This window comes from Plantibacter sp. MCCC 1A11337, assembly GCF_013349365.1.
Taxonomy (GTDB): domain Bacteria; phylum Actinomycetota; class Actinomycetes; order Actinomycetales; family Microbacteriaceae; genus Plantibacter; species Plantibacter flavus_A.
Genome location: NZ_JABJWX010000005.1, coordinates 291,819 through 316,267, shown reverse-complemented (window position 1 = coordinate 316,267; position 24,449 = coordinate 291,819). Strand labels below are relative to the sequence as shown.

Genomic DNA, 24,449 nt, shown 5'->3' with positions numbered 1-24,449 from the left:
GCAACACGGTCGTTACCTGCGTGACGGACGTGTTTCACGAAGCTGCGAGAACCGTGTGTGTGGATGGCGGTCGGCCGCCACCGTCGTCAAGCCGTGCGGAGGATGATCACGCGCATCGTCGCGGCGGCCCGCTCGCCGTCCTGCGCCTCGATCGCCGACGCGAGGTCCGTGTGCAACGCCGCGTCGTGGTGGTCGATGCCGTCGCCGGGCAGTCGGTCCACGCGATCCCGGAGGGCCTCGTCGACGGCGTCGCCGACCCGGTCGAGGATCGGGTTCGCCGCCGCCCGTCGGATGAGGCGATGCAGCAGGAGGTCGGCCTCGAGGAACGCGATCGGATCCTGGCGAGCCGCCGCCGAGCGGAGTGCCTCGCTCGTCTCGCGGAGATCACGGGCGTCGTCGTCGCTGCGTCGCTCGGCCGCGAGCCGTGCCGACTCCGGCTCGGTCGCCGTACGGAGCTCGCGGATTGCGAGGAGGGTGGACTCCCGTTGCCCGCTCGCCAGCGCCCAGCGGAGGACTCGGGGCTGCAACCAGTCCCAGCTCGACGACGGCTGCACGGTGTGGCCGACGTGGGCCTTGCTGGCGAGGAGTCCCATGCCGGCGAGCACACGGGTCGCCTCCCGGACCACCGACCGTGAGTGCCCGGCGCGGTCGACCAGCTCGTCCACCGTGCACACCGTGCCGGCGGGCAGTCCGCCGTCGACGATGTCGGTGCCGATCCGGTCGAGCGTGCGTTCGAAGGCCGATGTCCCCGGTGCGCGACTCACGCCCGTGCTGACGGACGGGTGGGGGAGATCACGAGTTCGTCGATCCGCACGTGCGGCGGGCCGTCGAGGATGAACCGCACGGCGCGGCCGATGTCCCCGGGCGTCAGCATCGTCTCGCGTGCCGACGCGTCCGGCACCTGCGGCCGCATGGAGAGGAACGGGGTGTCGACGTCGCCCGGGCAGAGGTGGGTGGCGCCGACGCCGTGGAGTCCCTCCTCCTCGTTGAGGGTCGCGCAGAGCGAGGCGAGCGCGGTCTTGCTCGCACTGTAGGCGACGCCACCCTTGGTCGAGAAGCGCCAGCCTGCGAAGGAGGAGATGACGACGATCCGTCCCTGCGCGTCGCGGATGGTGGGCAGCGCGAGGTCGATCGTCCGGGCGACCGAGGTGAGGTTGGTGTCGACGATCGCGGCGAACTCCGTCATCGTCTGGTCGTCCCACCGGCGCCGGGGTGCGTTCAGGCCCGCCGCGGTGACGAGGTCGTCGACCGGGCCGAGCTCGGCGACGATGCGTTCATGGGCTCGGGCGAGCGAAGCGGGGTCCGTCGCGTCGGCCTCCGCGTCGACGGCCACACCGCCGGCGGAGGTGACGGCTTCCACCGTCTCGAGGAGCGCCTCGCGCCGCCGCCCCGTCACGGCGACGCGCCATCCCGCCTCTGCGGCCGACACCGCCACGGCCTGTCCCATACCGCTGCCGCCACCCGTCACCCAGAGCACTCGATCCGTCATGGCGCCAGTGTAGCGAGCCGGGCGACCATAAGTATGTTTTACTCGCCTGGTGCGTACGCGGCCGTCGGCACCGGGTCGACGCGTCGAGGGTTGCGCTCGGACGACGGGAGACACCGATGCTGCTGGACCTGACGGAGCGACGGGTGATCGTGACCGGGGGTGCTCGGGGGATCGGGCTCGCCCTCGTGGAGTCCTTCCTCGCCGAGGGGTCCCGCGTCGCGGTGCTCGACCTCGACGTCTCCTCCCTCGACGCGCTCGTGGCAACCCACCACGGTGACCTCGTCGCCATCACGTGTGACGTGCGATCCGAGGACTCCGTGTCGAGCGCGGTCGCGGCGGCCGCCGCCGAGCTCGGAGGGATCGACGTCCTCGTGAACAACGCCGGGATCAACGTGCAGTCGTTGCTCGAGGAGACGAGTGACGCCGCGTGGACCAGGTGCTTCGACGTCAACGTCGGCGGCGTGTTCCGGGTGTCGAAGGCGGTCATCCCGTATCTGAAGGGACAGCGTTCCGGGCGCATCATCAATGCCGCGAGCTTCGCCGCGGTCATCCCGAGCGTCGGCAGCGCGGCCTACGCGGCGTCGAAGTCCGCGGTGGTGCAGCTCACCAGGGTCCTCGCGAGCGAGCTGGGACCGTGGGACATCACGGTGAACGCCTACGCCCCCGGCATGGTGCCGACGGCGATGAACGGTTTCGCCGAGCTCCCGACGGCGCAGCAGGACGAACTCCTCGACACACTCTCGGTGCGTCGTTGGGAGGAACCGGAGGACGTCGCGAACGTCGTCCGGTTCCTCGCGAGCGACCAGGCGGGCTACGTCACCGGGGCGCTGATCGACGTCAGTGGCGGCAAGTTCGCGACCCAGTTCCCAGCCCGCGCTCGCGCCTGATCAGGCTCTGGATCTGACAGGATCCGGGCGGTGGACAGGCCGGATTCGCGGGTGGTGGAAGCGACGGATGTCGGACCGACGCGCCCGGGAACGACGTTCCCAGGCCCGGATTCGCAGCCAGCGCGAAGGCCGCTTACGATACCGTGGACGGCACATCCGGAGGCCCGCTGCGCGGGTCGGCGGAGGGCCGTCGAGTGGGCTGACCGGGGCAGGTCCACAGCCGCAGGATCGTCGGGATCACCATCTGGAGCAGAGGAGTTCGGTCAGCCGTGGCTTCACGAGTGCACGAGTCGGAACGTCGCCGTTCGCGCGATGCGCGTCGAGGGCGCCACCGTGCCTCAGCCCAGATCGAACCCTTCACCCGCGGGTTCAGCGCCCTCGGTGAGCTGGCCGCGTCGGGCGCGCAGGTCAGCCTCCGGATCAACGACATCACCACCGGCGAGATGCTCATGTCGGCCGACGACCACGTCGTCGTGCCCACCGCCTCGATCGGCAAGGTCCTCCTCCTCATCGAGGTCGCGGCCCGCCTCGGCGACGCCGACTTCAGCGGCCTCACCATCCTCGACCGCGAGCCGCTCGACGCGGTCGCCGACTCCGGGATCTGGCAGCACCTCCAAGCGCCGTCCCTCCCGGTCGCCGACCTCGCGGCCCTCGTCGGCGCGACGAGCGACAACCTCGCCACGAACGTCCTGCTCCGCCACATCGGTCTCGACGCCGTCCGCCACCGTGCCGAGGAGATCGGGCTGAAGCGCACGGCACTCCTCGACATCGTCCGCGACCACCGCGGCCCCGACAACGCACCGCAGCTCTCCGTCGGTTCCGCCCGCGAACTCGCCTGGCTGTTCCAGGCGCTCGCGACGGGCGAGATCGTCGACGCCACCACGAGCCGCCGGGTCCTGGCCTGGTTGTCGCTGAACACGGACCTCTCGCTCGTCGCCTCGGGCTTCGGGCTCGATCCGCTGGCTCACCGTGAGCCCGACCACGGCATCCAACTCTTCAACAAGACCGGATCCGGGGTCGGTGTGCGAGCCGAGGCGGGCATCCTCCGAGGCCCGAACGGCGCCGTGAGCTACGCCGTGTGCACGAGCTACGACGACACGGAGCTCGGCACGCGCCTCGGGGTGGTCGACGCCGTCCGGATCCTCGGCCAGGACCTCCTCGAGTACGTCCACTGAGCCGGTCTCGCTCCTCCGGTCCCTGAGCGTGTCGGGGGGGGGGGCTCACCTCCTCCGGTCCCTGAGCGTGTCGAAGGGCTCACCTCATTGGTCCCTGAGCTTGTCGAAGGGCAGTCCGGTGCTGAGGCTTTCACCCTTCGACAGGCTCAGGGACCGGACCCCGCCCTCCACTCAGTCGATGAGCCCCGCGGCCGCCAGGCGTTCGAGCACCTCACGCCCCGCGGGCGGGCAGCGGTCGAGTGACTCCGTGCCCACCCAGTGGACCGCACTCACCTCGGCGGAGGGCGTCGGTGTCTCATCCGTCTCTGCCGCGAAGACGTGCATCCGCACGAGCCGGCCGTCGGGCTCACCGTGCGCCTGCGTGACCACCGTGAACAACGGCGAGACCCGCGCCGGATCGATCTCGACCGCGACCTCCTCGCGTGCCTCCCGGACGGCGGCCTCGGCCGGCGTCTCGCCCGCGTCGATCTTCCCGCCGGGCATGTAGAGGACGTCACGACCGCGAGCGGTCACCATGAGGACCCGCCGTCCGCGGACGATCGCGACCGCGGACACGAGGATGTCGGGGAGCGGGCTGCCCGAGCCCGCGGGTGCACGGCTCACCGGTCGGCCGGGCTCTCGGGGTCGAGCGCGGGCCGCACCCGGTCGGCGAACCCGTCGACGGCGAGTTCCACGGCGTCCTTGAGTTCGTCCGTGCTGAGGATCACGAAGTGACCGGGCACCGGGAGGAGCACGTTCGTCGCTCCGGGCAGCACGCTGCTGGACGGCACATGCGGGTCGAAGGTGCTGTAGATCGAGACGATGTCGGCGTTGGCGTCGTGCGGGGCGCCGAGCGCGACGATGGTCTCGTCCGTCGGGAGGAACGCACGGAGGCTCGGGTCGACCACGTACTTCGCGAGCACCGATCCGGAGAACGGCGAGCAGATCGCGACGACCCCGAGCAGGCCCAGCCGCTCGCGTTCGGTGAGGAGCAGCTCCTTCCCGACGAGCCCTCCCTTGCTGTGCGCGACGATGACGCACCCCGCGGCGGGCTTCGTCAACCGCCCGAGCGCGCGGGCGAAGCGGGCCGCCGTGTCGCGGATGGGTTTGCGGTTGTAGCCGAGGCCGCGCGCGATGCGGATCCGGTAGCCGTCGGCGTTCAGGCGGTCGGCCACCGGCTTCAGGAACGCCCAGGTCTCGTACACGCCGGGGATGAGGACGACGACCGGTCGACCCGCGTCGCCACGGGCGTACTCCGTCGGGATGCGGCCGCTGAAGAAGGCCCGCGTGTGCCAGACGACCGAGTGGACCCAGTCGGCGGCGACGATCCCGGCGATGGCCAGCGCGCCAGGTCGCTCGGCGACCGGCGGGGCGTCGGCGAGCGAGACGTCCTCGGCTTCCGCCACCGATTCCTCGTCCATCCGCACCCCCTCGTCCATCTTGCCACCGCCTCCGGTGCGCGCCGCGCGAGCCCAGTGAACATCAGGGATCGCGGGTTACCCTGTGTTGACAAGGCGACGGCACGCTGCAAGCATGAGTCCGTTCGTCGAACCCCTATGCGCGAGGTGCACCTTCATGACTGATCCGAACTCCGGCCAGCCGAACGACCCATACGGTCAGAGCCAGAACCCCCAGCAGCCGGCCTACGGCGAATCGCAGGTTCCGCCGGCTCCGCAGTACGGGGAACAGGCGCCGCAGTACGGTCAGCCCTCGCCCTACGGCGAGCAGTCGGGCCAGCAGGCTCCGCAGTACGGCGAGCAGCCCAAGTACGGCCAGCCGCAGGCTCCGTACGGGGAGCAGCAGAACCCCTACGGTCAGCCCGCCGCTCCCTACGGTCAGCAGCAGAACCCCTACGGTCAGCCCGCCGCTCCCTACGGTCAGCCCCAGGCTCCGTACGGCTACGCGCAGCCGACCGGCCCGAAGACGAACGTCATGGCGATCATCTCGCTCATCGCCCCGTTCGTCGGGTTCGGCGTCGTCGGCCTCGTGCTCGGCATCATCGCGCTCGGTCAGATCAAGCGCACCGGTGAGCAGGGCCGCGGCCTGGCCCTCGCCGGCACGATCGTGAGCGGCGTCTCGGTCCTCGTCGGTGTCATCTTCATCATCTTCTACGTCCTGCTCATCGCCGGCGCGATCGGTACCGCGAGCAGCTACAACTACGACTACTGATCCACGGCCTGCTCGGCAGGCGGATCATGACGGGCATCGGCATCGCGCCGGTGCCCGTTCGTCGTTCGAGCGCCCCGCCCTTCGACAGGCTCAGGGACCAGACGGCTCAGTGGGGTCGGAAGCCTAGGAGGCGGAAGCTGCCGAATCGGTGTCGGCGACCGGAGCGACGACCGCCGGTGCCTGCGGGACGTCGATGCCGAAGAGCGTCTGCAGCGCCGTCGTGTACGCGGCCTGCTCGCCGTTGCGGGCGAGGTTCCGTGCGCGCACCGTCGGTTCGTGCAGCAGCACTCCGGCGAGGTGCCGCAGTGCACGGGCGGTCGAGCCGTCGTCGTCGCCACGCGCGGTCGCACGGGCGACCTCGGCCTCGACGAGCGCGTGCACGTGGCTGCGGAGCGCGACGACCGCGGGCTCGAGGCTGCGCTCCTCGCCGACCGCGGCGAACTTCTGCGCGGCGCGGCTGACGATGGAGCGCGCGACCTCGGTGGCCTGCAGCTCCTCGAGCGGCGCGTGGATGCGGATGGTCTCGAGGTCGAGCAGGACGACACCGGAAACGGTGGAGACGTCGGGGTCGACGTTGCGCGGCAGGCCGAGGTCGATGACGAGCTGGGCCGAGGCGTGCGGCACCGGGCACTCGGCGGCGGCTTCGGTGATGACGTCGTGGACGAGGGCGGAGACCCCGGTGGGCTCGGGAGCGGCCGGGGTGACCAGTGAGAGCGTCGGTGCGTCCGTGGCGGCCGCGGCTCGTGCGCGGTGGTCGGCGGCGACGGCCGTGCGACCCGCGCGGAGCAGTTCGGCGTCGACGACGTGGCCCTCGGCGGTGGTGCAGGTCACGATGATGTCGACCTCACCGGTGGTGCGGGCGAGGTCGTCGTGTCCGATCCAGCCGATCTCGTGGGAGCGCGCGAACTTCTCGGCGCGGCCGGACGGCGAGTACACGAGGACGTCGGTGACGCCGCGGTCGCGGAGGGCGGCGAGGCTCGCGCCGGCGTACGCACCGGTGCCGACGAGCAACACGCGCTGCGTGGCCCAGTCGTCGATACGGCTCTCCGCGAGGTCGAGGGCGAGACGCACGATGGAGCGCCCGGCGCGCCCGAGCGGCGTGCGGTTCTTGATGCCGCGGGAGGTCTGGGACGCGCGCTGGAACAGGCGCTCGAGTTCGGAACTGGTGGTGCCACCGGCGCGAGCTGCCTCGAGGGAGCGACGCACCTGGCCGGCGATCTCGCCCTCGCCGACGACGACGGACTCGAGTCCGGCCGACACGGCGAAGAGGTGCTCGGCGGCTGCGGTGCCGACGCTGAGGTCGAACACCTCCCGCAGCTGCTCGGCGGGGATGCCTGTGGTCTCGCTGACGGCCTCCGCAGCGGCCTCGAAGGCGACGGATGCGGCGGCGGTGACGGGCTCGTCGAGGTCGATGTACGCCTCGAACCGGTTGCAGGTGGCCACGACGACGGCACCCGAGACGCACTCGTGGTGCTCGACCAGGCGCGCGGCGACGCCCTCGGCACCGACTGAGAGTCGTTCGAGGAGGTCGAAGGTGGCGTTCTTATGGCTCGCCGTCACACACATGAGCACCCGACGAGTCTACCCGAGCGGGCACGTCGGCCTCTCCGGGAAGCCACCCAGGTGACCCTCACCCGATCGCACGCACGCCCCTCCCTCTCAGGGCGGAGATGGGAGGATGGAGGGGTGAGTCTCCCACCCGAACACCCCCTCGTCACCGGCGTGACCCGGTCGTCGCCGCTCATCACCGCGTACCGCGGCACCCGTCCCGAGCGGACGCCCGTCTGGTTCATGCGGCAGGCCGGCCGGTCGCTGCCCGAGTACCGCGAGTTGCGGATCGGGACGGCCATGCTCGACGCCTGCCTCGACCCGGCGATGGCGAGCGAGATCACCCTCCAGCCCATCCGACGGCACGGGACGGACGCGGCCATCTTCTTCAGCGACATCGTCGTGCCGTTGAAGCAGGCCGGCGTCGCGGTCGAGATCGTGCCGGGCCGTGGTCCCGTCATGGGGTCGGCGGTGCGGACGGCCGCCGAGGTCGACGCGCTCGTCGCGCTCGATCCGGCCGTACTCGACGACACACTGGCGCCCATCCGCGAGGGCGTCGCGCTCACCGTCGCCGGGCTCGCGGGGATCGGCGACGGCCGCACCCCGCTCATCGGCTTCGCGGGCGCGCCGTTCACGCTCGCCGCCTACCTCGTCGAGGGCGGGCCGTCGAAGGACCACCTCGCCGCCCGCACCCTCATGCACGCCGATCCGGACTCGTGGGCCAAGCTCATGGCCTGGTGCGCGGACGTCACCGGTCGCTTCCTCCGCGCCCAGGTGCTCGCCGGCGCGTCGGCCGCGCAGCTCTTCGACTCCTGGGCGGGGGCGCTCTCCCTCGAGGACTACGAGCGTCACGTCGCCCCGGCCTCCCGGGCCGCGCTCGCGCACGTCGCCGACCTCCCCGTCCCGAAGGTGCACTTCGGCGTCGGGACCGGTGAGTTGCTCGGCGCGATGCACCGGGTCGGCGCCGACGTGGTCGGGATCGACTACCGGCTGGCCCTCGACGAGGGCATCCGACGCCTCGGTGGCGGCGTGCCCGTGCAGGGCAACATCGACCCGGCACTGCTCGCCGCCCCATGGCCGGTCCTCGAGGCGCACGTCCTCGACATCCTCCAGCGCGGGACGGCGGCGCCGTCGCACGTCCTCAACCTCGGCCACGGGGTCCCGCCCGAGACCGACCCGGACGTCCTGACCCGCATCGTCGCCCTCGCCCACGATTGGCAGCCCGCATGAGTCTCGAGCCGAAGCGTCTCGTCGTCATCGGCGGTGGTGTGGCCGGACTCGTCGGCGCGGTCGACTGCGCCAAGGTCGGCATCTCGGTCACGGTGGTCGATGCGCAGGAGTCGTTCGGTGGCGCGCTCGCGGCCGCCGAGGTCGCGGGTCTCCGCGTCGACGTCGGTGCCGAGAGCTTCGCGACGCGCGGTGGCTCGGTCGCCGAGCTCATCGAGCAGCTGGGACTGACCGACCGCGTCGTGCGTCCCAATCGGGCCGGGGCCTGGTTGCACGTCGCCAAGCCCGGGCAGCCGCAGCGGAGTGTCCCGCTCCCCAAGGCGGGGCTGCTGGGCATCCCGACGAACCCCCTCGCCGACGACGTCCGTCGGGTCATCGGTTGGAAAGGTGCCCTGCGCGCCTATCTCGACCGCATCCGCCCGCCGCTCACGATCGGCACCGAGCACAACCTCGGTGCGCTCGTCCGGAAGCGCATGGGCGCGGCCGTCCACGACCTCCTCGTCGCACCGGTCACCTCGGGCGTCTACTCGGCCGCTCCGGACGACCTCGACGTCGACCGCGCGGCTCCTGGACTGAACGCCGCGCTGACCCGCACCGGGGCGCTGTCCCTCGCCGTCGCGGCCCTCCGGGAGAACGCGCCCGCCGGTGCCGCGGTCGGTGGCCTCGATGGTGGGATGACCGTCCTCGTCGACGGTTTGACCGCGGAGCTCGAGCGGTGGGGGTCGGCGCTCATCACCGGCGTCGCCGTCACGGCGATCTCCCGGAACCCGTTCGACATCGACGTGGACGGACCGGGTGTCGGCCTCGGCGACGCCGGCCTCCCGCGGATGAGCGAGCGTCCCGCCGCCGCGGGCGCGTCGAAGGCCCCCTGGTACGTCGCCCTGACCGACGGTCGGGTGCTCGAGGCCGATCTCGTCCTCATCGCGACGCCCGAGCAGCCGGCCCGCAACCTGCTGGCCGACGTCGGGCCGGCGCTCCGCGACCTCCCCGCCGCCGGCGACGATGCGGGCGACCCGGTCCTGCCCGCGCCGATCGAACTCGTGACGATCGTGCTCGACGAACCGGCACTCGACGCCGCACCGCGTGGTTCCGGGCTGCTCGTCGCACCCGGCTCGACGCTCCACGCCAAGGCGCTCACCCACGCGACGGCGAAGTGGGCCTGGCTCGCCGACCGCGCGAAGGAGCATGGCGAGCACCGCCACGTCGTCCGCCTGTCCTTCGGCCGTCAGGGCGAGGCCGACGCGACGAGCGCGTTGACCGACGAGGAGCTGCTCTCGACGGCATTGCACGACGCGTCCGCGATGCTCGGCGTCCAGCTCGACCCGGGCAGCGTCCGCGGCTTCCACCGCATCTCCTGGACGGGGACGCAACCGACCGCCGCGCGCGGCCAGCGTGAACGCTCGACGGCCATCCGGGAAGCGGTGGCCGAGGTGCCCGACCTCGCGGTCACGGGTGCCTGGTTGTCGGGCACGGGGCTCGCCTCGGTGGTCCCCGACGCCCACGAGGCGGCGGCACGACTCCGCCATCAGGCGCTGCAGCGGTAGACGCGCCCATATGCCCGACCCGGCATCTTTTCCTGTCAACCCCCGACCGGATGGTGGCGTGGGAGTGACACCCGACTACGCTGGTCCCGTTGGATGCAGCATCACAGCACCACTCGAACAGACGGAGGCGCCATGAAGGGCAAGGTCATGTTCGTCGTCGGTGGGCTCACGGGCTACGTGCTCGGTACCCGCGCCGGACGCGAACGCTACGAGCAGATCAAGACGCAGTGGGTCAAGCTGTGGAACGCGAAGCCGGTGCGCGCGCAGCGCGGCAAGGTCGAGGACTTCGCCAAGGCGCGCATCAGTGAGGTCCCCGCGGCTCTGTGGAGCGGCGTCAGCGCCGTCGCGAAGGTCGTCAGCCAGCAGGGTTCGACGCCCGGCCAGAAGCTCGATAAAGCCATCTCGAAGACCGAGGACACCGTCCAGGACGTGTCCGAGACGGTCAAGGACGCACGCACGGCCTCCGGCACCTCGACGTCGTCGGCCTCGAAGCCCGCAGTGCGCAAGCCTGCCGCGCCCAAGACGACGGCTCCGAAGCCCAAGAGCGGCGAGTAGCACCGACGATGCCGTTCATGAGTGACCGCAACCGGTCGGAGCCGCGTTACGACAAGCGCGACGAGTCCCTCCTGACCCTCGTCGGCCAGCTGCCGGGGGTCGTCTCGAACCTGGTCAAGGCAGAGATCGCCAACCTCAAGACGCAGCTCGCCCACAAGGGCAAGTACGCGGGTATCGGCGCGGCCTTCGTCGCCGGTGCCGCGGTGTTCCTCTTCTTCGCGGTCGGCGTGCTCGTCGCAGTGCTGATCCTCGCGCTCGCGCTCGTCATGCCCTCGTGGCTGGCGGCGCTCTGCGTCTTCGTGCTCTTCGTCCTCGTCGCTGCGGTCCTCGTACTGATCGCGCTGCGCTACTTCAAGAAGATCAACGAGGACCCGAGCCCGATGGACAACGTGAAGGAAGACATCAAGGCAGTGAAGGGACTCGGCGAGTATGACCGTTGACCAGTTCCCGGGGGCGACGCCCTCGCCCGAGCAGGCTCGTGCCGAGCTCGTCGCCACACTGAACGCGATCGAGGACAAGCTCAACGTCCCGAAGCAGGTGCACCGCGCCAAGCGTCGTGCCATCGTGCAGATCGCGACCGTCAAGGTCGAACGCCCGGCGGTCTTCTACGCCGGTGTCGCGGGCCTCGCCGGTGCGGCGGGGCTGGCCGTATGGGGCATCGTCCGCGCCATCGTGCGCTGACGCGTCCCGCCGCCGGTCAGTCGCTCGGCGTGGCGACGCGCGTCATCGGGACGTGCACGATGTCGTCCTCCACATAGTCGGGGCCGCTGATCTCGAACCCGAACCGGCCGTACCAGTCGGCGAGGCGTTTCTGGGCGCCCATGCGGAGTTCCCGATGCCCGTGGTCGGCGACCGCGCGGCGGATCAGTTCCGCGGCGAGACCTCGCCCGCGGGCGGTGAACGCCGTGGCCACCCGTCCGATCTCCGAGTGCTCGGCCTCGGCCAGGATCCGGATCGTCGCGAGCACCTCGTCGCCCTCCTGCGCCCAGGCGATGAGGGTCCCGTCCTCGATGTCGCGTCCGTCGAGATCGGCGAAGAGCGCCGTCTGCTCGACGACGAAGACGTCGACGCGGATCTTCAGCACACGGTAGAGCGTCACCGGATCCATCTCGGCCGCTCTGGCGACGTGGTACTGGACGGGAGGCTGCTCGCTGGTCATCACCCGACTGTATCGCCGGTGAGGCTGGGCTCGGTGTCAATCGTGACCTGCCCCTTTTGCCCAATCGACCGAACTGGGTGAGGATAGGACTATGACTCACCCGGCCTCTGCCGAGGCATCGCACCACCCGACCGACTCAGCCACCCCGACTGGCCCCTCAGGATTCACCCTCTGGGCTGTCCTGCGCCGCGAGCCGGCGAGTGCGCTGCCGCTCGGCGAAGAGCATGTCTCCGAACTCGAAGCATCCATCGCACTCGTCGAAGCCCAGGGCGTGACCCTGCGCGGCATCTACGACGTCTCCGGCCTCCGCGCCGACGCCGACCTCATGCTGTGGCTCCACGGCGACACCGCCGAGGGCCTGCAGGCCGGTCTCCGCGAGCTGCGCCGCACCGCCATCCTCGGTTCGCTGGCACCCACCTGGAACGCCATGGGCGTCCACCGCGACGCCGAGTTCAACCGGCAGCACGTCCCCGGGTTCCTCCGCGGCATCGAGCCGAAGGGCTGGCTCTGCCTGTACCCCTTCGTGCGCAGCTACGAGTGGTACCTCCTGCCGGAGGAGGAGCGTCGCAAGATGCTCGCCGAGCACGGCCGTCAGGGTGCGGCGTTCACGGGTGTGCTCGCCAACACCGTCGCCTCCTTCGCCCTCGGCGACTACGAGTGGCTCCTGCCGCTCGAGGCCGACGACGTCGTCGAACTCGTCGACCTCATGCGCGACCTGCGCAACACCGAAGCTCGCCGCCACGTGCGCGAAGAGGTGCCGTTCTTCACGGGCCGCCGTATCACGCCCGCCGAGGCATTGGAAGTGGTGCGCTGATGGCAGCCATGAACCTGGGGAGCACCGGAGCCGAGGCCCCCGAGCGCATCGTCCGCGGCGCGACCGACGCCGCAGCGGCCGGTCCTGAGCACGTCTCCGAGCCGACGGACTACGACGCCATCCTCCTCGCCGGCTTCGGCGGGCCCGAGGGCCAGGACGACGTCATCCCGTTCCTCCGCAACGTCACGCGCGGGCGCGGGATCCCCGAGGAGCGTCTCGAAGAGGTCGCCCACCACTACCGCCATTTCGGCGGCGTCAGCCCCATCAACGACCAGAACCGTGCGCTCAAGGCGGCCCTGGAGCTCGAACTCGCGTCCCGTGGCATCGACCTCCCGGTCCTCTGGGGCAACCGCAACTGGGATCCGTACCTGCGCGACGCGCTGACCGAGGCGCACGAGCGCGGCTTCACGAAGCTCATCGCGATCGCCACGAGCGCCTACTCCTCGTACTCGAGCTGTCGGCAGTACCGCGAGGACTTCGCGATCGCCGTCGACGAGACGAACCTCCAGGGCGAGATCCAGATCGACAAGGTGCGTCAGTTCTTCGACCACCCCGGCTTCGTGACCCCGTTCATCGACGGTGTCCGTGAGGCGATCGCCGAGTACCTGCGCGAACAGCCCGAGCTCTCCGCCGAGACGGAGATCGAGGTGCTCTTCGCGACGCACTCGATCCCCACCGGCGACGCCGCGCGCTCCGGCCCCGACTTCCGCGGCTTCGGCGACCACGGGGCGTACGAGGCCCAGCACCTCGCGGTGGCCGAGGTCGTCATGGCGAACGCCATCGACCAGCTCCGTGAGGCCGGTGTCCTCGGTGGCGCGGTCGGCAGCGGCGTCTCGGTGCCGTGGCAGCTCGTCTACCAGTCCCGGTCGGGCCCGCCCAGCATGCCGTGGCTCGAGCCCGACATCAACGACGCGATCGCCGAGCTGCCCGCCGCCGGCCGCAAGGCGATCGTCATCGTGCCGCTCGGCTTCGTGAGCGACCACATGGAGGTCATGTGGGACCTCGACAACGAGGCCATCGAGACGGCCGGCGAACACGGCCTGGCCGCCGTCCGCGTCCCGACGCCGGGCACCGCCGCCGCCTACGTCAAGGGACTCGTCGACCTCGTCCTCGAGCGCCGCGACGGCACGCCCGTCGAGGAACGACCGCACATGACCGACCTCGGCCCCTGGTACGACGTCTGCCGCCCCGGGTGCTGCGAGAACGCCCGGCTGGGCTTCAAACCGGCGTTCTCGGGGATCGCCCCATGACCCTTCGTATCGGAACCCGCGGCAGCGCCCTGGCGCTGGCGCAGACCGGTCATGTGGCCGACGCCCTCACGGCGGCCACCGGTGAGGATGTCGAGATCGTCACCGTCACGACGCAGGGCGACACGAGTCGTGAGTCGCTCTCGACCATCGGCGGGACGGGCGTGTTCGTCAACGCGCTCCGCGACGCCCTGCTCGACGGCGCGTGCGATCTCGTCGTGCACTCCTTGAAGGACCTCCCGACGGCTCCGGCCGAGGGCTTCACGATCGCCGCCATGCCGATGCGCGAGGATCCACGCGACGCCCTGTGCGCCTCGGACGACCGCTCGCTCGACGAGCTGCCGCAGGGGGCCAGGATCGGCACCGGCTCACCGCGTCGGATCGCTCAGCTGAAGCGCATCCGGCCCGACCTCGAGGTCGTCGACATCCGCGGCAACATCGACACCCGCCTGCGCCGCATCGACGATGACCTCGACGCCGTCGTCCTCGCGGCCGCCGGTCTCACCCGCCTCGGACGGCTCGACGCCGTCACCGGGCTCTTCGACCTCGACACCTGGCCGACCGCGCCGGGGCAGGGGGCGCTCGCGATCGAGTGCCTCGACGACGACGAGTCGTCCATCGCCGGTTCCATCGCGCTGCTCGACCACGCGCCGAGCCGATGGCAGGCCACGGCGGAACGGGCCGTGCTCCGTCGACTCGAGGCCGGTTGCTCGGCTCCCGTCGGCGCCGCAGCGTGGCTCGACGACGAGGACCTTGTGCTGCAGGCCGCCGTCTACTCGCTCGACGGCACCGAGATGATCCACCGGGAGAGCCGCGCGGAGGGGTTCTCCGGCGACGGACACGGGCGGGAGCTGCTGCAAGCGGCCGACGCGCTGGGAGTCTCGCTCGCTGACGAGCTCATCGAGGCCGGCGCAGCCGACCTCGCCCCGCTGGGAGGCGCTGCGTGAAGGACTGGACGAAGTCGAACACCGTTCCCACCGCCACCAAGCCGCTCGGCGGGTGGCGCGTCCTCGTGCCGCGCGGCGGTCCGTGGGGCGACTCGGTGGCCGGGACGGTCCGTGGCAAGGGTGGGTCGCCCGTCGTCGCCCCGATGATCAACTTCGCCAGCACGGACGACCCGGAGACCCTCGGGACCGCGCTCGCGGCGCTTGAGGCGGGCGAGTTCGACTGGCTCACCGTGACGAGCGCGACCACGGTCGACGTGCTGTCCTCGCAGCGGATCCGGATCCCCGAGACGACGAGGGTCGCCGCCGTCGGCGAGACCACCGCTGCCGCACTCACCGCCGTCGGCTACAGCGTCGACCTCGTGCCGGCGAAGGACAACTCCGCCAAGGGCATGGTGCAGGAGCTCACGGCGCTCGAACCGCACCCGAAGCGCATCCTCACGCTCCGCTCGGCCATCGCCAAGCCGCTCCTCACGGAGGGCCTGATCGCGGCCGGGCACGACGTCCAGTCCGTCGTCGCCTACCGCACGGTCGGTGTCCCGGTCGCCGAGAAGATCGTCGCCGACGTCGCCAGCGGCCGGGTGCGTGCCATCCTCGTCACCTCGGGCAGCGTGGCGGAGCAGGTCCGTTCGCAGTTCCCCGAGATCCCCGAGAGCACCGTCATCGCCGCGATCGGACCCCGCACGGCTCGTGACGCCCGAGGCTACGGGCTCCGGGTCGACGTCGTGGCGGAGCAGCAGACGGTCGACTCGCTGATCGAGGCGATCGTGTCCGTGGCGCTCAGCCAGAAGCGCGACGAGGACGCCGGCGACGAGAACCGCTGACCGGCTTCACGCCCTGCGCGAACCGGGAGGGCGGGTCGGTAGCGGCGCGTAGGCTGGACGGGTGAGCATTCCCGAGACCCGTCCCCGTCGTCTCCGGCAGCAGCCGGCCATCCGTCGCCTCGTCAGCGAGACGCGACTCGACCCGGCGGAGCTGGTGCTCCCCATGTTCGTTCGGGAGGGCGTCTCCGAGCCGGTCGAGATCTCCTCGATGCCGGGCGTCCGGCAGCACACCGTCGACAGCGCGAAGCGCGCCGCGGCCGAGGCGGCCGCGGCCGGCATCGGTGGGGTCATGCTCTTCGGTGTCCCGGCCGAGCGCGACGCCGTGGGTTCCGGCGCGACGGACCCCGACGGCATCCTCAACGTGGCCACCCGTGCGCTCGTCGCCGAGGTGGGCGACGCCCTGGTCGTGCAGACCGACCTCTGCCTCGACGAGTTCACCGATCACGGACACTGCGGCGTCCTCGACGATCGCGGGCGCGTCGACAACGACCGCACGCTCGACCGTTACCGCGACATGGCGCTGGCCCAGGCCGAGTCGGGTTCGGCCCTCCTCGGGCTCTCGGGCATGATGGACGGCCAGGTCGCCGCCGTCCGCGAGACGCTCGACGCCGCCGGGTTCGACGACACGATCATCCTCGCCTACTCGGCGAAGTTCGCATCCGCGCTCTACGGGCCGTTCCGCGAGGCCGTCGACTCGCAACTGCAGGGCGACCGCCGCACGTACCAGCTCGACCCCGCCAACCGTCGTGAGGGTCTGCGCGAGGCCCTCATCGACGAGGCCGAGGGCGCCGACATCGTCATGGTGAAGCCCGCGGGGAGCTTCCTCGACGTCCTGGCCGACGTGGCGGACACGGTGTCGATCCCGGTCTGGGCGTACCAGGTGTCCGGTGAGTACGCCATGATCGAGGCCGCCGCCCGGCAGGGCTGGATCGACCGTCGACGCGCGATCGAGGAGTCGGTGCTGTCCATCAAGCGCGCCGGAGCCGAGGTCGTCCTGAGCTACTGGGCCGTCGAACTCGCCGGTTGGTTGGATGAGGCGCGCGGCCTGCGTGCAGGAGGAACCCGATGAACGACGCAGCATTCGTCAGAGCCCAGCGATCGATCCCCGGCGGGGTGAACTCGCCCGTCCGCGCCTTCCGCTCCGTCGGCGGTACGCCGCGGTTCATGGTGTCCGCGACCGGCCCCTACATCACCGACTCCGAGGGCGTGCAGTACGTCGACCTCGTGAGCGCGTGGGGCCCCGCACTCCTGGGACACGCGCACCCGCAGGTCGTCGAGGCCGTGCAGGCCGCTGCGGCCCGCGGTCTCTCCTTCGGCGCGTCCACCCCGGCCGAGACCGAACTCGCGGAGCTCGTCAAGGAGCGCGTCCAGGCGTCCGGTGTCGCGCCGATCGAGAAGCTGCGCATGGTCTCCACCGGCACCGAGGCGACCATGACGGCCATCCGCCTCGCGCGCGGTGCCACGGGTCGCAGTCTCATCATGAAGTTCGCCGGTCACTACCACGGCCACTCCGACGGCCTGCTCGCCGAAGCGGGATCGGGCGTCGCGACCCTCGCCCTGCCGGGGTCCGCCGGGGTCACCGCCGAGACGGCCGCCCAGACGATCGTCGTACCGTACAACGACCGGTCGGCACTCCGCGAGGTCTTCGCCGAGCGCGGTCAGGACATCGCCGCGATCATCATGGAGGCGGCCTCCGCCAACATGGGCGTCGTGCCGCCGGCTCCGGGGTTCAACGCGAGCGTCGTGAAGCTCGCGCACGAGTACGGCGCGCTGGTCATCATCGACGAGGTGCTCACCGGGTTCCGCGTCTCCTCCGCCGGTTGGTGGGGACTCGACAACCGCGGACTCGCCGCCGTCGCGCCGGGCACGGAGCCCGTCCCGGGCGCCGAGGCCTGGGAGGCCGGCAACCACGCCGTCGCGAACTCGACCGGCGCCATCAGCATCCCCGTCGGTGTGTACCAGCCCGACCTCTTCACCTTCGGCAAGGTCATCGGCGGCGGCATGCCCCTCGCCGCGCTGGGTGGACGCGCCGAGCTCATGGATCTGCTGGCGCCGACCGGGCCGGTCTACCAGGCCGGGACGCTCTCGGGGAACCCGGTGGCCCTCGCCGCCGGCATCGAGACGTTGCGCCTCGCCGACCAGGACGTCTACCGTCGGGTCGACGCGGCGGCGGCGATCGTGTCCGAGGCGACCTCGAACGCACTCACGGAGGCCGGGGTCGCGCACACCGTGCAACGCGCCGGGAACCTGTTCTCCTTCGCCTTCAGCGAGACGGCACCGACCGATTACGCCGCGGTCCTGCGGCAGGACGCCTTCCGGTACCCGGCCTTCTTCCACCGCATGCTCGACGCCGGGGTGTCGCTCCCGCCGAGCGTGTACGAGGCCTGGTTCGTCTCCGCGGCGCACGACGACGAGGCGATCGGGCGCATCGTCGACGCCCTGCCCGCGGCGGCCCGCGCGGCTGCGGCGGCCATCCGCTGAGTCGGACGGTCGCCCCGCCGCCGACGTCGGACGTCGCACAGGGCATGCGTTACCGCTTTGTGAACTTCCGGCAACGCGAACGTCGGTGGGGGTTGGCAGACTAGAGGCATGGCCTCCTTGCGTCTGCACCCCGACCGACTGGAGATCGAGCTGTCCGCGTACGACAAAGCGCTCTCGCTGCGTCGGAGCAATGTCGTCGTGCCACGGTCGAGCATCCGTTCCGCCACCATCACCGACGACCCGTGGATCTGGGTCCGGGGCATCCGAGCGCCCGGCACCGCGATCCCGTTGACGCTCGCCATCGGCCAGTGGAAGTTCCACGGTGGCATGGACTTCCTGGTCATCAAGGGCACCAAACCGTCGGTCGTCATCGATCTCGAAGACGCGGAGTACTCGCGGCTCATCATCACGACCCGTCGCAGCGCCGAGCTCATCGCGGCCCTCGACCTGCACTAGGACGAGCTGCCGGACCCACGGCGGTCTCGGCCGGATCCGGATCCGGATCCGGATCCGTGTCCGGATCCGGATCGTGGGCGCGGTGCCAGCGCATCCTGGCGCTGATCAGGGCCGTTCGCAACCATTTCCCTCGAACAGGGCACAAAACGACGTCTGACCGGTATTCTGGGCGCGCTCGAACCTCCGCAGATCCGCCTGTTCGAAAGGACCACAGCCATGTCGACTCCTCCTCCCGGTGAGTATCCCGGCCAGCCGCCGCAGGCTCCCCAGGCGCCGCAGCCCCCGAAGGATCAGTACGGCTCCGCTCCCGCGTACTCCGGCGGCGCAGCTCCCTCCGGCGACGCGACCGCCGGCAAGACGCTCGGCATCGTCGGGCTCGTGCTCGCCTTCGTCGCGACGCCGGTCGGTCTCGTCCTGAGCATCGTCGCGCTCGTGCAGTCCAAGAACGCCGGCGTCAAGAACACGCCCGCGAAGGTCGGCCTCATCCTCTCCATCGTCTTCATCGTGCTCGGCGTCATCGCTATCATCGCCGGCATCGCCATCGGAGCTGCGGCGTTCAACGAGGCGTGTGCGTCCCTCGGGAGCGGTGTCCACACCGACGGCACGACCACCATCACCTGCCCGTAATCCGATGACATCCGGGCGATTGGGGAGTTGTCCCCATCGCCTGTCGGGTACCTAACCCACTACTGTTGGCTCGCGCCCGTGGCGCATCTACCATCCTCGAGAGGAACCATCATGACCAACGCACCCCAGTACAACGCCCCGCAGCAGCCGGGCGGCGCCCTGCCCGCCGACTACCCGGGCAAGACGCTCGGCCTCGTCGGCCTCATCCTCGCGATCGTCGTGCCGCTCGTCGGCCTGATCATCAGCCTCGTCGCGCAGAAGCAGTCGAAGGACGCCGGCTACCCGAACCAGCTCGCCAAGATCGGTGTCATCATCGGCATCATCCTCGTCGTGCTCGGCATCATCGGCGGTATCTTCTACGCCGTCGCGCTCGGCTCGGTCATGTCGACCGCCGGCTACTGAGTCTCAGCAGTCCCGTCGGCAGCGGCCGGTCGCCTTCGGGCACCGGCCGCTGTCGCGTTCCTGGAGCGCTGCGCGGTGTCCCTTTCTCAGGAGTCGGCCGGTGTGTCGCCGGGGTGGGCGTGCGCCGCGCCGCAACTCTCCTGAGTTCGGTAATGCCGGTTCGGTAGTGTCCCTTTCTCAGGAGTCGGCCGGTCTGTCGCCCGGGTGGGCGTGCGCCGCGCCGCAACTCTCCTGGGTTGGGGACGGCCGGGCCTGTTCCTTGGGCCCGATCAGGCGCGGACGTCGACGACGATCCGGCCGTGGACCGAGCCTGCGAGGACCCGCTCCGCCGCATCCGTCGCGTCGGCGAGGGGGACCGTCTCGGTCAGGGTGTCGAGGACATCGAGGTCGAGCGCGGTGGTAGCGCGCTCCCAGGCGGCCTGCCGCAGGGGGAGCGGTGCCTCGACGGAGTTCACGCCCGCGAGCGTGACTCCGCGGAGGATGAACGGCATGACCGACGTCGGGAGATCGGACCCACCGGCGAGACCACAGGCGGCGACCGTCCCGCCGTACTCGACCTGCGACAGGACCGTCGCGAGCGTCTGACCGCCGACGGAGTCGACGGCTCCCGCCCAGCGCTGGCTGCCGAGCGGGCGACCGGCCTCGGCGAACTCGGCGCGGTCGACGATCGACGTCGCACCGAGCCGTCGCAGGGCGTCACCCAGCTCGTCGACCCGCCCCGTCGAGGCGGTGACCTCGAAGCCGGCGGCGGCCAGCAGTGCGATCGCGATGCCTCCGACGCCGCCACCCGCGCCCGTGACGAGCACGGGGAGCCCGCCGACGCGGACGGCCCCGGAGGTCGCGCTGCCGTGCTCGAGCGCGAGCACGGCGAGGGCCGCGGTGTACCCGGCTGTGCCGATCGCGGCGGCCTGTGCGCTCGAGACGTGGTCGGGGACGCGGACGAGCGCATCGGACCGCACCTTCGCGCGCTCGGAGAGCCCGCCGTACCGGGTCTCGCTCAGGCAGTCGCCGAACAGGGCCACGCGGTCGCCGACGCTCCAAGCGGGATCACTCGACGCCGCGACGACACCGACGAGGTCGATGCCCGCGACCATCGGGAACGACCGCACGACGCCCGGCTTCCCGGTGAGGACGAGGGCGTCCTTGTAGTTGATGCTCGAGTACTCGACGTCGACGGTGACGGCGGCGTCGGGTAGTGAAGCGTCGGGGAGGTCGCGGAGGTCGACCGTCCGGGTGGGTTTGCCACCCTCGTGCTCGACCTGCTCGACGAGGTATGCGCGGCCCATGGTGCTCCTGTCTCCGGTGCGGTGACCGGTCGGTGGCTGTCCGTCGAGCCTACGCCTCCCCGCCGAGGGGCCGCCTGGTGCGAGTCATCGCGCGCCGTGCCTAGGTGACGTCGCGGCGCCAGGTCGTGGCGTAGCCGATGAGCGCGACGACGACCCCGATACCGAGGAGGACGAGTCCGCCCTGCCACCAGGTCAGCGCGTCCTGCTGCGCCGACATCATCGTGTAGAAGCTCGGCCCGACGAGGGCGTCCGTCGCAGCACCCGGCAGGAACCGGCCGATGGACGCGGTGACCTCCGAGAACGAGGAGGCGAGGCGCAGCAGCGGCTCGACGAACTGCGTGAAGGCCAGCACGACGATGATCGCGCCCACCTGGCTCGGCAGCACCGCCCCGAGACCGACACCGATCGCACCCCACAGGGCCATCGCGAGCACCGCACGGCCGATGAGCGCCCAGGTGTCGGAGTCGGCCAGCATCGGATCAATGCCGCTGATCGCCAGGGCGCCGCCGCCGAGACCGACGGACGCAACAAGCGCGATCACGCCGTACAGTGCGCCGACCCCGGTCAGCGCCAGGACCTTGCCGACGAGGACGTGACCGCGGTTCGGGTTGGCGAGGAACGTCGGCGTCAGGCTCTGATGCCGGAACTCGCCGGTCGTGGCGAGCGCACCGAGCAGGACGGGGAAGACGTAGCCGATGCTCGTCGCGAAGCCGTAGATGAGACCGGGTTGGGTGAGCATCTCGCTCGTCGCCTGCGCTCCGGCCCCGCTGGACTCGGCCGCGCCCGGGATGTTGGCGAAGAGGAGTGCGGCCCCGGCCGCGGCGAAACCGACGTACACGAACAGGATGAGCGCGAGGCCCCACCACACGCGGGTGGTGAACACCTTGAGGAACTCGGAGCGGATGGCTGCCAGAAGTGAGGTCATGCGTGGTCCTCCCCACCGCTGACGAGCGCGAGGAACGAATCCTCGAGCCCTGATCGATGCCGCGACAACGCACTGAGTGGAATGCCGGCGGCGAGCGCGACCCGGCCGATGTCGATCGCCTCCACGTCGTGCACGACGAGCCCTGCGCGAGCCTGGTCGAAGGTGTACCCCGCGGCGGTCAGCGCCGTGGCGAGCCGCTCGTGCTCCGGCGAGTTCACGACGACGCGGAGGGTGTCGGCGGCGTCGAGGCTCGCGAGGGTGCCCACGTGCGCGAGCCGCCCCTTCGCGATGATCACGACCTCGTCGACGGACTGCTGCACCTCGCTGAGCAGGTGCGAGCTGATGAGGACGGTCCGACCCTCGGCCGCGAGCGCGGTGAGGAAGCCGCGGATCCACTTGATCCCCTCGGGGTCGAGCCCGTTGATCGGCTCGTCGAGGACGAGCACACCGGGGTCGCCGAGGAGCGCGGTCGCGAGGCCGAGCCGTTGGCGCATGCCGAGTGAGTACCCGGCGACGCGTCGGTCCGCGACGTCGAGCAGCCCGACCTGCGCGAGCACGACGTCCACTCGGTTCGCCGGCAGACGCGCTGCCGAGGCGTGCACGCGCAGGTGGTTGCGGGCGGTGCGGCCGGGGACGAAGCTCGCCGCCTCGAGAGCCGCGCCGACGGTCGCGGCAGGCACCGGCAGCTTGGCGTAGGGGACGCCGCCGAACGTCGCGCTCCCGGACGTCGGTTGCACGAGGCCGAGCAGCATACGCAAGGTCGTGGTCTTCCCGGCGCCGTTCGGGCCGAGGAAACCGGTGACCTTGCCCGGTTCCACGTGGAACGTCAGGTCGTCGACCGCCTGCACCGCCCCGAAGGATTTCGAGAGTCCGTCGAACTCGATCGTCACGCCAGCGGTCATCCGGTACCTCCCCAGGGGCGCGGCCGGATCCGCGCCTCGTCCCGCAACGCTATCGGGGCCGAGACCGGTTGCGCATCGGCCGCTCGGGGGAGATCCCGGTGCAGGCGCTTGTGGCCCCGTCTCAGGAGATGCCCGGCGTGGCGGGCTCGCATCGGGGCGACGCGCCGCACCTTTCCTGAGACAGGGACGGCGGAGCCGAGGACGAGGTCGGCTGCTACAGCCCGAGCGAGTCGAGCGACGCGCGGACGGCGGCGGCCGAGTCGGCGAACTGCTGTTCCTCGCGCGGCGACATCGCGACCTCGACCACCGACCGCACGCCCGAGCGGTCGACGATGCTCGGCACCGACAGGGCGACCCCGCTGACACCGTGGTACCCGTCGAGCACGGTGCTCACCGGCAGGATGGCGTGCTCGTCGCCGAGGATGGCCTCGACGATGCGTGCACCGGAGAGCCCGATCGCGTAGTTCGTCGCGCCCTTGCCCTCGATGACGCGATAGGCGGCCGTCCGGACGTCGACCGCGATCTCGTCGAGCTGCTGCTCCGTGAAGCGCGATCCGTCGGGCAGCTCCCAGTCGAGGATCGGGACGGGGCCGATGGTCGCCTGCGACCACAGCGGCAGTTCGCTGTCGCCGTGCTCGCCGACGATGAGTGCGTGGACCGCCGAGGTCGCGACACCCGCGTGCTCAGCGAGCAACCAGCGCAGCCGGGAGGTGTCGAGGACGGTGCCGGAGGAGAAGACGCGTTCGCGCGGCAGCCCCGTTATCTGCTGGGCGGCGACGGTGAGGACGTCGCACGGGTTCGTGACGAGCATGTAGACGGCGTCCGGCGCCTGCTCGACGAGTTTCGGGAGCAGCTGCTCGAGGATTCGGATGTTCGTTCCAGCGAGGTCGAGTCGGGTCTGGCCGGGCTCCTGCTTCGCGCCGGCCGTGATCACGACGACGTCCGCGTCGGCCACGACCGAGATGTCGTCACCGCCCGTGATGCTGCTCGACCCGGTGAACTGCGTCCCGTGGGCGAGGTCGAGGACCTCGGCCGAGGCGCGCTTGCCGTCGATGTCGTAGAGCGCCACCCGCCGGGCGCTGCCGCGGATGAGCGAGGCGTAGGCGAGGGACGAACCGACGCTCCCCGCCCCGATGATGGCCAGTTTCGACTTCGTGCGAGCACCCATGGCTCCATCTTGGCAGGGGTGGATGTGCGCGGTCAGGGCGCGGCACGACGGGTGTCGGGTTGTCTCGATGTCGAGGTATCCGCCCTTCGACAGGCTCAGGGACCGGACCGCCACACCCTCCGGTCACTGAGCCACCCTCTGCGGTCACTGAGCCGCACCTTTCGGTCACTGAGCCTGTCGAAGTGCCTCCGCCAACCACCGGTTCCGCGACTCGATGAGCCGTCGCAGGTGCCGGGTGAGCGCGACGTGTTCGGCCACGAGGCCGAGCGGACCGAACGGCGCCGAGAACGTGACGTCGTCGAGCATGATGGTCCGCGCCGTCCCCATCGGTCGCTCGAGCGGTTCGAAGAGGTGGACGTGGCGGAACGTCCGGAAGGGACCGGACACCTGTTCGTCGGTGAACCGGTGGGGTTCCTCGAACGCGGTGATCCGACTCGTCATCGTCCACGACACACCGAAGTGCCTCGCCCGCCAGGTGACGGTCTCGCCGAGACCGATCAGCCCGGAGGTCACGCCGCCGACCGCCCGTTCACCGGTGTCCGCCATCGAGCCGAGGTGGGCGTCGATCGACCGCGAGAGGTCGAAGGCCTGCTGCATCGTCCCGGCGAGCTCGGTGCGGAGGCGGAAGTGGGCGGTCATGA

The 24,449-nt window shown here is 71.0% G+C and carries 28 protein-coding genes; 17 read left to right on the top strand and 11 right to left on the bottom strand.

Features of this window, described 5'->3' with window-relative positions:
* Positions 1 to 86 precede the first annotated feature (86 nt).
* Entirely contained in the window at positions 87 to 764 is a 678-nt protein-coding gene (locus HOW07_RS18045) for an FCD domain-containing protein (RefSeq protein ID WP_175118104.1), read from the bottom strand.
* Complete coding sequence (locus tag HOW07_RS18040; protein ID WP_064294924.1) at positions 761 to 1,489, bottom strand: SDR family oxidoreductase; 729 nt, start codon at positions 1,487 to 1,489, stop codon at positions 761 to 763. Before HOW07_RS18040 ends, HOW07_RS18045 begins: the two co-directional genes overlap by 4 nt.
* Before the next feature lie 116 nt (positions 1,490 to 1,605).
* Here HOW07_RS18040 and HOW07_RS18035 point away from each other — a divergent pair, with 116 nt between their 5' ends.
* Together HOW07_RS18035 and HOW07_RS18030 are read left to right on the top strand one after the other, a co-directional pair.
* Complete coding sequence (locus HOW07_RS18035) at positions 1,606 to 2,376, top strand: SDR family NAD(P)-dependent oxidoreductase (protein ID WP_175118102.1); 771 nt, start codon at positions 1,606 to 1,608, stop codon at positions 2,374 to 2,376.
* Positions 2,377 to 2,645: 269 nt separating this feature from the next.
* Positions 2,646 to 3,551 carry a serine hydrolase gene (locus HOW07_RS18030; protein ID WP_064294922.1) on the top strand — a complete coding sequence of 302 codons (906 nt, stop codon included), beginning with the start codon at positions 2,646 to 2,648 and terminating at the stop codon, positions 3,549 to 3,551.
* Positions 3,552 to 3,722: 171 nt separating this feature from the next.
* Here HOW07_RS18030 and HOW07_RS18025 read toward each other — a convergent pair whose 3' ends face one another.
* Both HOW07_RS18025 and HOW07_RS18020 read right to left on the bottom strand, forming a co-directional pair.
* The gene (locus HOW07_RS18025; protein ID WP_354296025.1) at positions 3,723 to 4,154 is read right to left on the bottom strand and encodes an NUDIX domain-containing protein; all 432 of its coding nucleotides are present in this window, start codon (positions 4,152 to 4,154) and stop codon (positions 3,723 to 3,725) included.
* A complete protein-coding gene (locus HOW07_RS18020) occupies positions 4,151 to 4,951 on the bottom strand; it encodes a triacylglycerol lipase (RefSeq protein WP_175118100.1) in 801 nt (266 codons plus the stop codon). Before HOW07_RS18020 ends, HOW07_RS18025 begins: the two co-directional genes overlap by 4 nt.
* A gap of 154 nt (positions 4,952 to 5,105) precedes the next feature.
* On the opposite strand from HOW07_RS18020, the gene HOW07_RS18015 reads away from it, so the two are divergent.
* Positions 5,106 to 5,699, top strand: coding sequence for a DUF4190 domain-containing protein (locus HOW07_RS18015; RefSeq protein ID WP_064294920.1), 594 nt, complete (start codon positions 5,106 to 5,108; stop codon positions 5,697 to 5,699).
* A 123-nt stretch (positions 5,700 to 5,822) separates the two neighbouring features.
* On the opposite strand, the gene HOW07_RS18010 is transcribed toward HOW07_RS18015, so the two are convergent.
* Positions 5,823 to 7,265, bottom strand: a complete 1,443-nt coding sequence (locus tag HOW07_RS18010) for a glutamyl-tRNA reductase (protein ID WP_217485412.1) — start codon at positions 7,263 to 7,265, stop codon at positions 5,823 to 5,825.
* A 120-nt stretch (positions 7,266 to 7,385) separates the two neighbouring features.
* Here HOW07_RS18010 and hemE point away from each other — a divergent pair, with 120 nt between their 5' ends.
* The 5 genes from hemE to HOW07_RS17985 all read left to right on the top strand — a co-directional run bounded on the left by hemE (position 7,386) and on the right by HOW07_RS17985 (position 11,254).
* Entirely contained in the window at positions 7,386 to 8,477 is a 1,092-nt protein-coding gene (gene hemE / locus HOW07_RS18005) for a uroporphyrinogen decarboxylase (RefSeq protein ID WP_285038147.1), read from the top strand.
* On the top strand, positions 8,474 to 10,018 hold the full coding sequence (locus HOW07_RS18000; protein WP_175118095.1) for an NAD(P)/FAD-dependent oxidoreductase: 1,545 nt from the start codon (positions 8,474 to 8,476) through the stop codon (positions 10,016 to 10,018). The genes hemE and HOW07_RS18000 overlap by 4 nt, the downstream gene beginning before the upstream one ends.
* 93 nt (positions 10,019 to 10,111) lie before the next feature.
* Positions 10,112 to 10,573 (top strand): hypothetical protein, encoded by a 462-nt coding sequence (locus tag HOW07_RS17995; RefSeq protein WP_228501918.1) that lies wholly within the window; start codon positions 10,112 to 10,114, stop codon positions 10,571 to 10,573.
* A gap of 17 nt (positions 10,574 to 10,590) precedes the next feature.
* The gene (locus HOW07_RS17990; protein ID WP_064294953.1) at positions 10,591 to 11,013 is read left to right on the top strand and encodes a phage holin family protein; all 423 of its coding nucleotides are present in this window, start codon (positions 10,591 to 10,593) and stop codon (positions 11,011 to 11,013) included.
* Positions 11,003 to 11,254, top strand: a complete 252-nt coding sequence (locus HOW07_RS17985; protein WP_064294915.1) for a DUF3618 domain-containing protein — start codon at positions 11,003 to 11,005, stop codon at positions 11,252 to 11,254. Before HOW07_RS17990 ends, HOW07_RS17985 begins: the two co-directional genes overlap by 11 nt.
* Before the next feature lie 16 nt (positions 11,255 to 11,270).
* Here the strand turns inward: HOW07_RS17985 and HOW07_RS17980 are convergent, their stop codons facing one another.
* The gene (locus HOW07_RS17980; protein ID WP_121292107.1) at positions 11,271 to 11,732 is read right to left on the bottom strand and encodes a GNAT family N-acetyltransferase; all 462 of its coding nucleotides are present in this window, start codon (positions 11,730 to 11,732) and stop codon (positions 11,271 to 11,273) included.
* A gap of 91 nt (positions 11,733 to 11,823) precedes the next feature.
* On the opposite strand from HOW07_RS17980, the gene hemQ reads away from it, so the two are divergent.
* From hemQ to HOW07_RS17935, 9 genes are all read left to right on the top strand, one after another.
* Complete coding sequence (gene hemQ, locus HOW07_RS17975; protein WP_064294913.1) at positions 11,824 to 12,546, top strand: hydrogen peroxide-dependent heme synthase; 723 nt, start codon at positions 11,824 to 11,826, stop codon at positions 12,544 to 12,546.
* Complete coding sequence (locus tag HOW07_RS17970; protein ID WP_064294912.1) at positions 12,546 to 13,796, top strand: ferrochelatase; 1,251 nt, start codon at positions 12,546 to 12,548, stop codon at positions 13,794 to 13,796. Before hemQ ends, HOW07_RS17970 begins: the two co-directional genes overlap by 1 nt.
* Positions 13,793 to 14,740, top strand: a complete 948-nt coding sequence (hemC, locus tag HOW07_RS17965) for a hydroxymethylbilane synthase (protein WP_121292111.1) — start codon at positions 13,793 to 13,795, stop codon at positions 14,738 to 14,740. Before HOW07_RS17970 ends, hemC begins: the two co-directional genes overlap by 4 nt.
* Complete coding sequence (locus HOW07_RS17960) at positions 14,737 to 15,561, top strand: uroporphyrinogen-III synthase (RefSeq protein ID WP_071260454.1); 825 nt, start codon at positions 14,737 to 14,739, stop codon at positions 15,559 to 15,561. Before hemC ends, HOW07_RS17960 begins: the two co-directional genes overlap by 4 nt.
* Before the next feature lie 61 nt (positions 15,562 to 15,622).
* Positions 15,623 to 16,630: a porphobilinogen synthase gene (hemB, locus tag HOW07_RS17955; RefSeq protein ID WP_086475190.1), complete on the top strand. Its 1,008-nt coding sequence runs from the start codon at positions 15,623 to 15,625 to the stop codon at positions 16,628 to 16,630.
* Entirely contained in the window at positions 16,627 to 18,042 is a 1,416-nt protein-coding gene (locus HOW07_RS17950) for a glutamate-1-semialdehyde 2,1-aminomutase (protein WP_175118093.1), read from the top strand. The genes hemB and HOW07_RS17950 overlap by 4 nt, the downstream gene beginning before the upstream one ends.
* Before the next feature lie 108 nt (positions 18,043 to 18,150).
* Complete coding sequence (locus tag HOW07_RS17945) at positions 18,151 to 18,498, top strand: hypothetical protein (protein ID WP_064294907.1); 348 nt, start codon at positions 18,151 to 18,153, stop codon at positions 18,496 to 18,498.
* Between the two features lie 216 nt (positions 18,499 to 18,714).
* The gene (locus HOW07_RS17940; protein ID WP_121292115.1) at positions 18,715 to 19,125 is read left to right on the top strand and encodes a DUF4190 domain-containing protein; all 411 of its coding nucleotides are present in this window, start codon (positions 18,715 to 18,717) and stop codon (positions 19,123 to 19,125) included.
* Between the two features lie 111 nt (positions 19,126 to 19,236).
* Positions 19,237 to 19,527 (top strand): hypothetical protein, encoded by a 291-nt coding sequence (locus HOW07_RS17935; RefSeq protein ID WP_064294905.1) that lies wholly within the window; start codon positions 19,237 to 19,239, stop codon positions 19,525 to 19,527.
* 269 nt (positions 19,528 to 19,796) lie between these two features.
* On the opposite strand, the gene HOW07_RS17930 is transcribed toward HOW07_RS17935, so the two are convergent.
* The 5 genes from HOW07_RS17930 to HOW07_RS17910 form a co-directional block, all read right to left on the bottom strand.
* Complete coding sequence (locus HOW07_RS17930; RefSeq protein WP_175118091.1) at positions 19,797 to 20,813, bottom strand: MDR family oxidoreductase; 1,017 nt, start codon at positions 20,811 to 20,813, stop codon at positions 19,797 to 19,799.
* Positions 20,814 to 20,913: 100 nt separating this feature from the next.
* A complete protein-coding gene (locus tag HOW07_RS17925; protein ID WP_121292119.1) occupies positions 20,914 to 21,738 on the bottom strand; it encodes an ABC transporter permease subunit in 825 nt (274 codons plus the stop codon).
* Positions 21,735 to 22,640: an ATP-binding cassette domain-containing protein gene (locus tag HOW07_RS17920; RefSeq protein ID WP_175118089.1), complete on the bottom strand. Its 906-nt coding sequence runs from the start codon at positions 22,638 to 22,640 to the stop codon at positions 21,735 to 21,737. Before HOW07_RS17920 ends, HOW07_RS17925 begins: the two co-directional genes overlap by 4 nt.
* A 214-nt stretch (positions 22,641 to 22,854) precedes the next feature.
* On the bottom strand, positions 22,855 to 23,808 hold the full coding sequence (locus HOW07_RS17915) for an L-lactate dehydrogenase (RefSeq protein ID WP_064294901.1): 954 nt from the start codon (positions 23,806 to 23,808) through the stop codon (positions 22,855 to 22,857).
* Between the two features lie 165 nt (positions 23,809 to 23,973).
* Complete coding sequence (locus HOW07_RS17910; protein ID WP_175118087.1) at positions 23,974 to 24,447, bottom strand: SRPBCC family protein; 474 nt, start codon at positions 24,445 to 24,447, stop codon at positions 23,974 to 23,976.
* Between the last annotated feature and the right edge of the window lie 2 nt (positions 24,448 to 24,449).

Excerpts from the sequence above, each read along its gene's own strand:
- HOW07_RS17925 (WP_121292119.1), bottom strand. The coding sequence starts at position 21,738 with ATGACCTCACTTCTGGCAGCCATCCGCTCCGAGTTCCTCAAGGTGTTC.
- HOW07_RS17915 (WP_064294901.1), bottom strand. The coding sequence starts at position 23,808 with ATGGGTGCTCGCACGAAGTCGAAACTGGCCATCATCGGGGCGGGGAGC.
- HOW07_RS17930 (WP_175118091.1), bottom strand. The coding sequence starts at position 20,813 with ATGGGCCGCGCATACCTCGTCGAGCAGGTCGAGCACGAGGGTGGCAAA.
- HOW07_RS17950 (WP_175118093.1), top strand. The coding sequence starts at position 16,627 with ATGAACGACGCAGCATTCGTCAGAGCCCAGCGATCGATCCCCGGCGGG.
- HOW07_RS18040 (WP_064294924.1), bottom strand. The coding sequence starts at position 1,489 with ATGACGGATCGAGTGCTCTGGGTGACGGGTGGCGGCAGCGGTATGGGA.
- HOW07_RS18010 (WP_217485412.1), bottom strand. The coding sequence starts at position 7,265 with ATGTGTGTGACGGCGAGCCATAAGAACGCCACCTTCGACCTCCTCGAA.
- HOW07_RS17945 (WP_064294907.1), top strand. The coding sequence starts at position 18,151 with ATGGCCTCCTTGCGTCTGCACCCCGACCGACTGGAGATCGAGCTGTCC.
- HOW07_RS17940 (WP_121292115.1), top strand. The coding sequence starts at position 18,715 with ATGTCGACTCCTCCTCCCGGTGAGTATCCCGGCCAGCCGCCGCAGGCT.
- HOW07_RS18020 (WP_175118100.1), bottom strand. The coding sequence starts at position 4,951 with ATGGACGAGGAATCGGTGGCGGAAGCCGAGGACGTCTCGCTCGCCGAC.
- hemQ (WP_064294913.1), top strand. The coding sequence starts at position 11,824 with ATGACTCACCCGGCCTCTGCCGAGGCATCGCACCACCCGACCGACTCA.
- HOW07_RS17935 (WP_064294905.1), top strand. The coding sequence starts at position 19,237 with ATGACCAACGCACCCCAGTACAACGCCCCGCAGCAGCCGGGCGGCGCC.
- hemC (WP_121292111.1), top strand. The coding sequence starts at position 13,793 with ATGACCCTTCGTATCGGAACCCGCGGCAGCGCCCTGGCGCTGGCGCAG.
- HOW07_RS17970 (WP_064294912.1), top strand. The coding sequence starts at position 12,546 with ATGGCAGCCATGAACCTGGGGAGCACCGGAGCCGAGGCCCCCGAGCGC.
- HOW07_RS18015 (WP_064294920.1), top strand. The coding sequence starts at position 5,106 with ATGACTGATCCGAACTCCGGCCAGCCGAACGACCCATACGGTCAGAGC.
- HOW07_RS18035 (WP_175118102.1), top strand. The coding sequence starts at position 1,606 with ATGCTGCTGGACCTGACGGAGCGACGGGTGATCGTGACCGGGGGTGCT.
- HOW07_RS17980 (WP_121292107.1), bottom strand. The coding sequence starts at position 11,732 with ATGACCAGCGAGCAGCCTCCCGTCCAGTACCACGTCGCCAGAGCGGCC.
- HOW07_RS18000 (WP_175118095.1), top strand. The coding sequence starts at position 8,474 with ATGAGTCTCGAGCCGAAGCGTCTCGTCGTCATCGGCGGTGGTGTGGCC.
- HOW07_RS17995 (WP_228501918.1), top strand. The coding sequence starts at position 10,112 with ATGCAGCATCACAGCACCACTCGAACAGACGGAGGCGCCATGAAGGGC.
- HOW07_RS17920 (WP_175118089.1), bottom strand. The coding sequence starts at position 22,640 with ATGACCGCTGGCGTGACGATCGAGTTCGACGGACTCTCGAAATCCTTC.
- HOW07_RS17985 (WP_064294915.1), top strand. The coding sequence starts at position 11,003 with ATGACCGTTGACCAGTTCCCGGGGGCGACGCCCTCGCCCGAGCAGGCT.
- HOW07_RS17910 (WP_175118087.1), bottom strand. The coding sequence starts at position 24,447 with ATGACCGCCCACTTCCGCCTCCGCACCGAGCTCGCCGGGACGATGCAG.
- HOW07_RS17990 (WP_064294953.1), top strand. The coding sequence starts at position 10,591 with ATGAGTGACCGCAACCGGTCGGAGCCGCGTTACGACAAGCGCGACGAG.